Here is a 12,566-nt window from a genome sequence, read left to right on the forward strand (position 1 = left end):
ATATTAATAAAAATATTATAAATTCGCTTTATTCAACACACACCAAAATAATCAAAATCAATCAATTGAATTAAGTAAACACTTGCAATAAAAGCATCTAATAGCTGATAAACAATGTCCATTATCGACACTAAATGAATCACTCTTATTATTTAGCTAATGCAAAAGGCTCCATCGCAGCTTTTAATACGCCAGCAACTTGAGTTAATAAGGCTTTTTGCTGATGATCTAACTGTGGATTATAGATACATAAAAAGGTCATACAACCAATTTCTTTAGGCAGTTCAACTAATTGTTGATGCTTATGCAAAATTTGATGATGCTTAAGGTATAATTGAAAGGCGCTGATATTCATAAAAGCAGCATCTTGCGCATTACTGGTGATATTGATAGCACTATTAAAGGTGGTGTTTGTAATAATGTTTTTATAATATTGATCGTATCGCATAAATTTCTTACTAACTTCAGAATTGACATAATTGGGTATATAGACTGAAGTATATTGTGTTTTGCTGGTGGCTGAAGCTAGGCAATTTGTACTTTGTACGATGGTTGAGGTTTCTATTTTGTGACTAATGTAATCCAGTTGATCATTTGTTAAGGCATAAAATGCCGAAATATTCTCATCTTTTTTTTCTTGTATCAATAACTGAACTACATCAGGGTCTGGGACTTGAAAAGTAAAAGTTTCAGCCAACTGCACGAGCCATTTAATATCAATATTTGAGATAATATTTTCTATGACGGGTGAAATCATTAAAGTCGGTTTTTGTCGTATTGATTTAAGCTTGTCATCATCTTTACTACTGAATAACTGCTGAAGAAAATCTTTAAATAGCAAGCCTTGATTGGAAATTTTATAACTTGAAGCATTCTCAAAAAGAATAATATTAAATTCTTGCTCAATTTTTTTAATTGCATAATACAGTTGTTGACTACTAATATTTAAGCGCTTACATGCTTTTTCCCGACTTTGTGTTTGTAATAATGTATGCACAATTATTAAATGATTCTCGTAATAGTGCTTACTAGGCTTTAGCATGCAACGCTCCATTCATGCTCGATCGATGAAGCTTCAGTCGTATTATTCTTGTTTAAGTTCAGCTTACCTAACAATGATTCGATCATCGCTACATCCTGATCGTATTTCTGCGCTGAAATACTAAATTTAATATGTTCAATAGAAGGGTTCAGCACATAGCATTTTAGCTTATGACTGATATTGGCTAGTCCACAATACGCTTTTTGTGAGGTTAAAAAGACGGATTTAGGCATCGAAAGCATCAATGGAATATTAGAAGACGCCTTGCATTGAACGATAGAGTATCCAGATTTTGCCAAAGTTTTAGCGACATGACGATAATAAGGTGCTGCAAGGTCACTGTAGTAAAGCGTTGTACACTGATCCAAATCACCCACAGCAAAAAGCGTCAATTCATCGACAATAACCGATGCCTGTACTCTGCCTAGGTATTGCGTACTATCATCAACATCAATCACAATTGCTGAAGCAGGTAGTTCATTCCATTCAAGTTTGTCATAGATCTTAACTGAAAAATTCTCATGCAACAGTCGTTGAGTATCCTCTGGGAAAAAATCATAGCATATTTGTCGTATATATATTACGTCGTTTCATCATGGTGCTAGATTGATTCATTGAGGTTATTTTATGAATAAAATCATCATATATAGGTTTCACTGTTTCTAAAATTTTCTGTAGGTCTTGATAGAGTCTATCCGCCTGCGCTGTTGCTTCAAGCCCATATTTAGTCCGAAAAAATAGATCATTTCCTACTTCACTGGCTAGTTTCTTCATTTGAGTTGATATATTTGAACTGGTTGTTTCAAAATATTTAGCAGTTTCTTTAACTGAAAGTTTTTCATAAAGCTCAGAAAATATAAGATAACGCCTTTGTAATAATTTATGTTGATCATTTTCTAATTTAATCATTTTCCCCTTCCTCTTTGTGCTAAAACTAAACTGTGTTTTTCTTAACTCGAAAATCTAGATTTTTGAGTTAAGAAAGCAATCAATCACCTCAAAAAGGCAATCGCAATAGCTATATTAATTATGAGGGGAGGGGTTGTTGATAATAAGTCAATGATCTCATTCTAATCATATTATAAATTTATGTAAATATTTATGTTTTAAAAATAGTGAATTAAGTTTATCTAAACAAATTTATTCATAATGTTAGATGACAACACCACGCATCCATGTGCACAACGATATTGTCTGACTTGCCATCCTGAATCAGGATGGTGTGAGAGTAGAATAACCAGGCTCGATGGACGGTTATTGCCCCTCCTAAAGCTAGTGTTATTAGTTTGTGATAGGGATATTTATCTCAATTTATAACAAAAAAGCCACTAACAACTTTAATTGTTAGTGGCTTATAGGTTATGTCATCTCTATCATCCTTGATAGAGCGAATTGATTAAGGCTTAAAGCACATTCTTAATTGCAGTAACAAAAGGATTTCCTGCTGTTACATCCTTATCAATTTCCCAAGTCATGGCCCCACCAAAGTGTTTATCGGATAATAAACGTTGGTATTGTGATGCCATATCAGCATAGGCGTTATCTCTTTCAACACCATGGAAAATTGTCCCAGCACCACCTGAGTCAGCAGTTGCTGGTTCACCTGGGACAATCAATGTTTTACTTGGTGTGATTGATTTTAACTGTTGGAAGCTGTTGTAAATAAACTCAGCAGTTGTTTCATCAGCAGCGTTTGCATCTGACTTTGTAACAAGCTTTCCTGTTTCATCTACATAATTTCCACCAGTGTTGTATTCCTGAACAAACAAGTAATCGAACAAGCCCTTTGCAATTGCATCATTATAGACTTGTTCTGTGCCTGTGTTCACATACTGTAAAGAATCACCTACTTTGTTAACCTGTGGTGCACCGGTAATAATGATTTCTGGCTTTAAGGCACGAAGGTCTTGAATAAACTCACTTAGCTGAGCACCAGTGAATCCATTAATACCCTCTAGATCAAAGTCTAAGCCATCAAACCCATACTTGTTCAATATATCTACAGTACTTTGCGCCAACACTTTTAGATCCCCATTACCAGGGTTAAATGTATTGTTAGCACCACCGACAGATACTAAAGCGTATTGTAAACCATCATTGGCTTTAGCACTTTGGATATCAGCTTTTATTTTCGCTGGTGAATCTGTACCATCTCCTGAGTATTTTTCATAAGCTAGAAACTCAGGCATCTTCGCACCACTTGAATCGATCGTTAAAAATGATCCAATCACTGTGTTATAACCAATTTTAGCGGCTCCTGAGATGGATACTGATTTATTCCAGTCCATTGGCAAATAGCCCGCCAACAACGTTTTGACTTGACGCTCTTGATAGCTTACTGCACTGTTACCGACTATAGCGCCATCCTTAATGGTTATTGCATCATTAGTAATATAAACATTGCCATTATAACGCACACCTTGAAAGCTAACGTGATAAGTACCAATTGCAGGAACATGCGAAAGCACATCGCTTGTTGAAGTCAATGCAATATTTTCACTGTATTGACCATTAGATACTATCGCTTTAGCCGTTGCACCTTCTGGCAATCCTGATAATGAGAAACTCACATCATCATAGTGCAGTGTTGAACGACTAAATACGATGCTTACAGGAATGCTACTCTTAGCATCAGCCGTCACATTCACGGTAGAAGGAGATACGCTTGCCACATAGACCGCATTATTATTTGTGTCGATAATTGGTGAAACGTTAAGTGTATAGCTTCCTTGTGCCAATGGGATATCACCACCTGAGATACTTACAGATTGTGATTTACCATTAACATCAATCGAAACAGTATCTGCATTTGGCACACTTCCTAAAAAGCTAGCTTGAATTTTACTAACATAATACACGCCAAGGTCAGTCCATACCTTTCCTGCACCTGAATTTATATCAGGCTCATCATTTTGATTCCACCAGTTTGCTTTATAACGGTGATTGTTATAAATCACAATATCACCACCAGTATAAACAGCATTTGCTTTCCAAGTGTTTGTTAAGTTTGAAGGTGTTGCTTTGCTCGTAGTAAACTGAGTCTGTGTTGATATATCAGCACAATCAGCAGCACTTGCCGTCACAATAACCGTATATTGCGTATTTGCAGTCAAACCTGACAAATTAGCACTTTCACCAGCACCACTAGCAATTTGCGTATCACCTTGCTTAACAACATAGGAATAACTTACTGTCTCAGCATTAGGTGAGGCAGCAGCACTCCAGTTAATTGTAGCACCGCTATCCGTAATATTGCTCACATTTGGAGACGTTGACCAATTCAAAGTTTCTTGAGATTGGTTGTTGTTTGCATTTGTTTTAAATGAAACTTCTTTAATTAATGCACTACAACCATCAGCAGTAGCCGTTACTTTAAGGGTGTAAGCATCTCCTGCAGACAAGTTAGCAAAAGAAGCACTTGTACCTGCGCCTGATTTAATCGCGTTACCATTGCTATCTGTTAAAACATAGCTATAAGTTACTTGCTCACTTTGTCCTGCTACTTTAGCACCCCAAGCAGCATGCGCAGAGCTCTTGGTAATGCTATCAACTTGTGGCGCATTAACCCATGATAATTTCAAAGTATTATTTAGATTAACAGGCTTTAGACCATGCTGTGAATAATAAGCATGGATTTTATCTGCCAACCAACCATTATCTTCATTTCCTCCTGTTGGATAAGCAATACTGACTGAAGCAGGCCCCAAAGATCCCCATAGGATTGAGAATACACCCATATTTTTTTGCAAATCTTCTATATGGGACACTGTCCAATTATATGGTGGCTCATTACTGATATTATCAAATAGATAGCTAAATGTATTGTTATCTTTTGTTCTGTAGAGCCCCTGTGTATATGAAGTAAATGGTACATTTTCAAATGCTTTAAGATTTGAACTACTCAAAGCTGTATCACTACCAAACACATAGTCTGTTGCCGTAGAAGCATAATCATTAATGGTTGTGTCATTTTTAGTTGACAAGTGACTTCCAGGTAATTGGAATAACATAATGGGTGCATTAGCAAGATCGACATGTAAGCCTTGAACAAATGAAAAATACACTTGCCAATCTAAAGCATTAAACAATCTTCCTTGCCCAACTGTATAATTATTTGTTGTACTATTTTGATATATTACATCTTGTCCATATTTATCAAGTGCATAAAAATCTGGATTGTATGGATTATTAACGTTATATACATTAGTAAGCTTCAAGAATTCCGCTTCACGTTTCGCTAGAATATTAATTAACTCATTATTAATTGAGCCATCTTTATCTGCATAATGAATCCAATTAATACCACCGCCAATATAGGCATATTTTTGCGGCAATGGAACCGACGGTAAAATCTTGATATCTTCATTCACATAAATATTGCCTGACCATCCAAATGGAATATTAGGGGCGATGGTTTTTATCCACCAGTTAATCGTTTGCACGTATAATGCAAAATCGTTTTCAGGATTTGTGTTTAGATATTTTTCTGAATATTTTTCATACTCTTGATATACCTGACCGTCTTTGGTAATAACACCTTTATTTATAAGATCATTGATTGCTGCATCTAGAGCAGGTTTAACATCAATCTTAGTTACATCACCAGCGACGCCACTTGCGCTACCCCAGTTTACTTGGCAGTTGTAATAGGTACAGTTTTGAAATACTGAAGCAAAGTCAGGGTTAACAACTATCGTACCTGGCAAACCATCATTTGTGTAAGCTGATTGAAGCTTATTAGCAATAAAATAAATATTTTCAAATCTAGCTTCAATATGATCTTTGGATGATAAATCTGAGTTCAATCCTCCCGAGAAATTCGCAGTATAGGTGACTACAATCGGGTGGATGCTCATATTATATTCTTTATTCTTTGACGTAGCATCATCAATCGCTTTAGCAAACTTAATCAAATTTGTGGTTTTAGTCGCTTCAGGGTCATAAACATCACCTGATTTACCTAATCCACCGCCATCACTGTAAGTGTAGACCGCATCAAATGGCTCACGTGATTTAAATCTATCAACATTTGCCATTGTGTTCGTCGTAATAGCACCCATACCAATATATTGACTAGGCCAACCTTTTACGGCGGCATCATGCGGTGTTACTTTTTTAGCTATGAAGTCCATCTTAACGCTATTGGTATTATTATTATCTAAAATAGTAACTGTCTGTTGAGCGGCATCATATTCATAATCACCATCAATAACTGAACTTGCTTGAACCGTATATTGTCCTGGCTCTAAATCCAAGGTTAGATTGCTGGTGTTTCCAGTTTCTTTAGTCGCAACTGTTTTTCCTTCTTTGATAAAACTTAGTGTTGTTGTATCATCTGCAACGAGTCCAGACACGCTAACTGATACTTTCTGAGTCTTAATAATTGGCGTTACATCTGCGCTAATTTTAATCTGGTAATTATCTTGACTACTTTGCAATGTAATATCATTACTACTGAAATTAAAGTCATATTTCTGACCATTAATCGTTTGCTCATTGATTGAGAAATGGTATGTATGACCATCCAATAAGCTAATGCCTTTAGTATCATTATCCCAATCTATTGTCAATGTTTGCGTTTTTCCTGATGTTTGATCAGTAATACTTAGCTGAAGTGGTAAAGCACCTTGCGGTTTGACAACACCCAAGACAAAGCTCACATTTGATGATTCGACATGCGGTGCTGTATAGGTTATTTTATCATTCACAGTTTCATTGCCTTTAATTACCACATCACTAGATGATAAGGTCAACACGCCATGTTGACTAGTATGCGCAAAAACCAAGTACTCACCCGCAGGTAAGCTTACTTTACCACCTAGTTTTATCAAATCACTTTGTGAAAAGCTTTTTACAACTGCATTGGTCAATTTATTATTGATTGTATAAGTTGCATCTGCTGGGATATTGCTATTATCAAAACTAAAGTTTAAGGTCCCATTACTGACTACTGGTTGAGGATTAACGCCAGGGAGATATACCTTATTAGGTGCTGAAACACCAAAGTTTACGGTAATATAATCATTTGGTTGCAATACGATAGGACTTACTTTACCTGACCAATCAGCGCTTGGCTTCACTGCATAAACACTTATCGATCTGCCGTTATCATTTAATTGCTGAACCAAGCTTTCACTAGCATGATATTTCCAAGCATTAGTCACATGTGTCAAATCAACACCTACCCAACCAATATTTTGAGAGTCACCAAAATACAAAGGCGTGCTTGATATAGTCACAGGACTCTGTGATGTGTTTTTGAATATAACCTTTTCATTGATCCACCATTGATTACCAGAATGAGATTCCTCGGCAGTAATACCTTGTGGTAATGAAAACTTAGCCGAAGGGCTACTATTTGCCTGAGCCATTGCCATAAAAGGCAATGCCCCTCCTATCACACAAGTCAATATAGCGCTACATATTTTCTTTTTTTTCATAATAAATAATTCCCCGAATTAATATTTACAGTCAATACAACTAATCTGTTTACAGATGTCATATAGACATAACAATGTATATTACCTTTTTACATTAAAGACCAAATGAATATTCGATGCTCTAGAGTATAAAGGCAAACACCTGTGTTTTATAAATAATGATCAGAACAATAGCTTGCTCTAAACCACATCTATAAAACCCTTTGATCGTATAAGGAAAACATAAGTATTAAAATGACATTCATTATTTTAAGTTAAAATTCATTTATAACTTAATGGCACTATCTTTAGTAGGATGACAAGTCAGAGGCTGTCATTGCGAGCACGAGCGGTATAGTATATTCCTTAGAATTTAAAAAACATAAGTAATAATAAAACAAGAAATCTTATTGACAATTAGTTTAATTAATCAATATTAGCTCGCTCAATCATAAGGTATTTATATCGAAATCAAACTTAATCTGGGGGGATTATGAAAAGACGGATACAATTAATCATCATTGCTTTGCTTATGCTTATGTTGGGAATTAGCATAAGCATGTACTTACAATATTTATATTATCAACATGATAATCAGATAAGATATAACGCTAAACCAATGAGTATGATCGTTGGCGATGACGATGATGACGATGACGATGATACTAGGCCTAAGCTTAGCGAGAAAAACCGTGATAGAAGCCCATCCGAAGCAAAGCAGATTCATCAAGAACTACAGCTTTTGAAAAACAGTCAATCAGTGGCTCATCCACAGTACGGCACATGGCTCTCCAAAGGCCCTGATAATCAACCAGGTTGTTGGCAGATGACTGAATTTGATGAGCGTGATAACACTGTTTGGGGAATGACATGTGGACATTCTGGAGGAACGCAATCTATCTTTAAGGGCAGCTTAGCAGGAGATGATTTTAAATTAATATCAGGTCAACTCCCTTATCGATTTAACAGTATGATATTTACGCAATCAACTGACCATAAGCAACGACTGTTAGTCGCCATTAATAATGGTCAAATAAAATATACTGATAATGATGGTACAACTTGGCAATCATCTCAGGGTTTGTTAGACAATATTACTCAATTGATCATAAATCGCCAAACAGATACAGGACAATGGAAACTATACGCTACTGATGACCAAAGAGTTTATGTTTCCATTGATGACGGTAGTCACTTTAGTGTACTTGAAGATTTTGGCAGTAAACAGAAAATGAGCTTATACTCACCTCGTTACAATAATCAACCCAATAATGGTAATGTTTACCTAACTAGAAACGGTAACTTCTATCAATTAAAAAATAATGAATCTACATTTACCAAGCTAGGGTCATGGCAATATAAACCCAGTGATCGATTCGTTATTGGTGGTGATAGTCGTTTACTTATTATTTGTAATCGAGATGATGATTACAAGTACTTAACAAGTACTGATGGTGGTGCATCATGGGTAATGCAGCCAGGCTCTAGCTACCCTGGTGATTTCATTTCAACAGACCCTGAAAATCCAAATATCCTAATTGGTGGATACATGAATCCAGCATTTTCATTTGATGGAGCCAAAAGTTTTCTAACCCCTAATATATGGTGGATGCACCAAGTTGCTTTACCGAATGATCAAGATATGCGTTCGCGAGTTCGTATCCATGCAGATCATGGCTCATCGCAGTTTTTTTATGATAAATCAGGCAAACTATTTACATTAAATAGTACCGATGGTGGCATTTATCGATCCTATAAAGATTGGACAATAACTGATATAAATCAATGGACGACAGGGGAGTATTATGATTATCAATTACCCAATGAAGTCTACTATAATATCACTTTATATGGAGCTCAAACCGCTGAAATATACAGACAATCTATGGTGACAGGTTGGCAGAATCCCGACGACATTGTTATAGGAACACAAGATCAGGGTGATGAAACTTCGTTTAGTCAAACAGATCAAGACTCTCTTTTGCATTTTACGCAAGCACCTTATGGTGATGGTGGAACATTTATATCCAGTGAGCTTAGTCATGTTATCTGGCAATTAAGAGGAAATAATCCCGTTAGCATCACACCTCCAGCACCTGAATATAACGGTAGTAATTTCTTAGGTATCCGAGCAATAAGTACTGATCATGCGCTTACTTTACCAATACCCTATAGTGCTAATTTTAGAGTAATGATCGACAAAGAGCATCCTGATAATATCGTTTGGATCTGGAACGCTTCTAAACTATTTGAAGCAATATGGTCGAATGAAAATCAAACTTACACTTTAAAGTACAGCTCACCAAACAATTCAAGTGGTAATTTTAGTGGATTTGATCAATATAGTGCTGACCCTAATATTTTATATGTTATTCGTGGCAATAGCTTATACAGAAGTACTGATAAAGGTGATAACTGGTTACTTATCAGTGATCATTTACCGATGAATGAAACGAGTGACTGTGTATTATGGGTATCTCCTGTGGATTATAAGAACATCTTATTTTACTGTCCTGCAAGTACGAATAATTCCTGGTATAGCGAAGATGATGGAACAACAATGCAAAATGTATCAGGCATACTTCCTCACTCTGCTCTCATAGCACAAAAACTACAAGGAACACCCGATGGACGACTTGTTTTTGTAGGTACTACTCTTGGTCCTTTTGTTTTTGATACTCTACTAAGACAATGGTTTAGTTTACTAGATGCTAAAACGCCAATCTTTATGACACAAGATATAAGTTATATACCCAGTATCAATACAATACGCTTTGGGACTTGGGGTCTGGGGATTTACGACTTTCAGATTACCATAAATCCAAAACTTGCTTTTTCACAAGATAAGATTGATTTTAATACATCACAACAGCAAAGCGTAACAACGAAACAGATTACGATTACAAATATTGGTTTAGTTTCTGCAAAACTGGGTAAAGTAACTGGACTTAGCCATCCTTTATCAACAAACTTTTCACAGCAATGTGAATCTAAAGTGCTCTTTACTGGTGATTCATGCACATTTAGCATTAATATGGATACATCCAATGTTATTTCAGGATCACAAACAGCTACTATCAATATTGAAAATAGTCAAATCACATCAGACTTAACGGTTAACTATCATATAGTAAATGATTGTCAGGACCCAAATGCCAAACAATATCCAGATTTTGGTGATACTACGCAAGACCATTATAATGCTGGAGATGTTGTCAACTACCATAAATATCTTTGGCAAGCACAATATTGGGTGTCAAAAAATGTTGTGCCAACGACACCTAATAGTGGTTGGAAATTATTTGAAATACCTAAGGGTATCGTATTTAAATGGGATTCAAGCATTGCCTACCATAGTGGCGATGTTGTCGCATATAACGATAATGAATATCAAGCCAAATGGTGGACTCGAGGAAATAAACCCTCATCTAAAATGTATGGTCAATGGAAGGATCTAGGCACTGTGAGCGGCACCGTTTGTGATCGACCATCTTAGCGCCCGCTTAAACAGAGACATACCTTTCCACTATTTAAAATAAAACCACTTAGAATAAATAAAATCTAAATTATTATAAGTTGGATCATAGCCACCAATGCGTGGTTTAACTAAGTTAGTGTATGTCGCATTATAAATTGGAATAGTCAAATAGGCATTCATTGCCGTAGTTAAAGCGCTTCTCATGTAATGATTATAATCTTTATGATTTATAGCATGAGTCGCTGCTTGATAATCTTTATTGATTGAGGGGATACAAGAGCCTCCACTATTAGATGGTGCATTACAGGTCAATGCGTAAACAAATTCATTTACCGCATTAATACTTGCATTACTGCCCATTCTCGCGATATCAAAGTTGCCTTTATTTACCTCCTCAATATAGACTTTCCATTCATCATTATGCAACTTGACATCAATACTATCTTTAAATGCCTGCTGCCACATTTGCATGACAGAAAGTGCTATTTGCTTATTATATTCGCTGGTGTTATAGCTCAACTCAAAATGCAACGGATGTTTTGCGCTAAATCCTGCTGCCATCAATAATTTTTTAGCTTCAACAATTCGTTTTGACATCGACCAATTAACCCAAGCATAAGATGGAAGTGTCTTATACAGTTCTTTAAACGCACCATGCTGTATACTATCAGGTGCTACACCATAAGCAGGTGTTCTACCCATACCGACCAACTGATCTGTAATCAGATGGCGATCGATAACCATATTTAATGCTTTTCGTACACGGATATCTTGAAACGCTGGTTTTTTCATATTAATCCAGTAATAAACAACCGCTAAATAAGGTACGTTATAAACTTGATCTGTAAACTGTGATTTTAACTTTGATAATTTGACACCTGACGGCGTATCTGTAAAGTCAACAGAACCGGCTCGATAATGGTTATAACCGTCTAAAGCATTTGTCGGCAAAAATTTGATAAATGGAATTCTCACATTTTTCTCATCCCAATAGTAAGGATTTTTCTCTTCCAATAAGTAGCCATTCACCACCCATTTTTTAAGCATATACGCCCCATTGCCGACAATATGCCCAGGTTGTATCCATTGATTCCCCCATTTTTTAATGGCTGGTTGATATAATGGAAACATGATCGGTACAGCAAGACTTTGTAAGAAAGTGGGTGATGGAACCTCTAGCGTAATCTGCAACGTATCCTTTGAAAGGGCTTTAATGGCTAAATCTTTTGTTGGTAATTGCCCATTAATAACCTGCTTACCATTTTTAATTGGCAAAAAGAATACGTTCTGCGGAGAGGCTTGTGCTGGATCTGCATTTCTTCTAAATGCATAAACAAAGTCTTCTGCGGTTACCGGCTCTCCGTTTGACCATTTCGCATTTTTACGTAAGTGGAATGTATATACAAGCCCATCACTTGAGATATCCCATGAATTTGCCACACCTGGTACAACTTGATTGCTTTGATTCAAATTAACTAATCCCTCAAATAAATCTGCGATGACTCTATACGAAACATCATCAGCACCCACTGAACTTCCTGGGTCAAGGGCACGGCTGTCCCATCTAAAAACCTTGAGCCAAAATAGTGCTTAAAGTCTGATTTCCCCAGGCTGCTTTCTTACGCAA

General features: G+C 36.2%; 6 protein-coding genes. 1 reads left to right on the forward strand and 5 read right to left on the reverse strand.

Annotation, left to right across the window (positions count from 1 at the left end; genetic code table 11):
- Positions 1–148 precede the first annotated feature (148 nt).
- The 4 genes from ACTS4L_RS08435 to ACTS4L_RS08450 form a co-directional block, all read right to left on the reverse strand.
- Positions 149–1,042 (reverse strand): helix-turn-helix domain-containing protein, encoded by an 894-nt coding sequence (locus ACTS4L_RS08435; RefSeq protein WP_440617050.1) that lies wholly within the window; start codon positions 1,040–1,042, stop codon positions 149–151.
- A complete protein-coding gene (locus ACTS4L_RS08440; protein WP_440617051.1) occupies positions 1,036–1,569 on the reverse strand; it encodes a hypothetical protein in 534 nt (177 codons plus the stop codon). Before ACTS4L_RS08440 ends, ACTS4L_RS08435 begins: the two co-directional genes overlap by 7 nt.
- Before the next feature lie 28 nt (positions 1,570–1,597).
- A complete protein-coding gene (locus ACTS4L_RS08445) occupies positions 1,598–1,951 on the reverse strand; it encodes a LysR family transcriptional regulator (protein WP_440617052.1) in 354 nt (117 codons plus the stop codon).
- Positions 1,952–2,445: 494 nt separating this feature from the next.
- Positions 2,446–7,482 (reverse strand): carbohydrate-binding protein, encoded by a 5,037-nt coding sequence (locus tag ACTS4L_RS08450; RefSeq protein ID WP_440617053.1) that lies wholly within the window; start codon positions 7,480–7,482, stop codon positions 2,446–2,448.
- A 472-nt stretch (positions 7,483–7,954) separates the two neighbouring features.
- Between ACTS4L_RS08450 and ACTS4L_RS08455 the strand changes: the two genes are divergently transcribed.
- Entirely contained in the window at positions 7,955–10,957 is a 3,003-nt protein-coding gene (locus ACTS4L_RS08455; RefSeq protein ID WP_440651938.1) for a carbohydrate-binding protein, read from the forward strand.
- A 30-nt stretch (positions 10,958–10,987) separates the two neighbouring features.
- On the opposite strand, the gene ACTS4L_RS08460 is transcribed toward ACTS4L_RS08455, so the two are convergent.
- The gene (locus tag ACTS4L_RS08460) at positions 10,988–12,469 is read right to left on the reverse strand and encodes a peptide ABC transporter substrate-binding protein (protein ID WP_440617055.1); all 1,482 of its coding nucleotides are present in this window, start codon (positions 12,467–12,469) and stop codon (positions 10,988–10,990) included.
- Positions 12,470–12,566 lie beyond the last annotated feature (97 nt).

The sequence above is a fragment of the Cysteiniphilum sp. 19S12-1 genome, from assembly GCF_052030685.1.
Classification (GTDB): Bacteria; Pseudomonadota; Gammaproteobacteria; order Francisellales; family Francisellaceae; genus Caedibacter.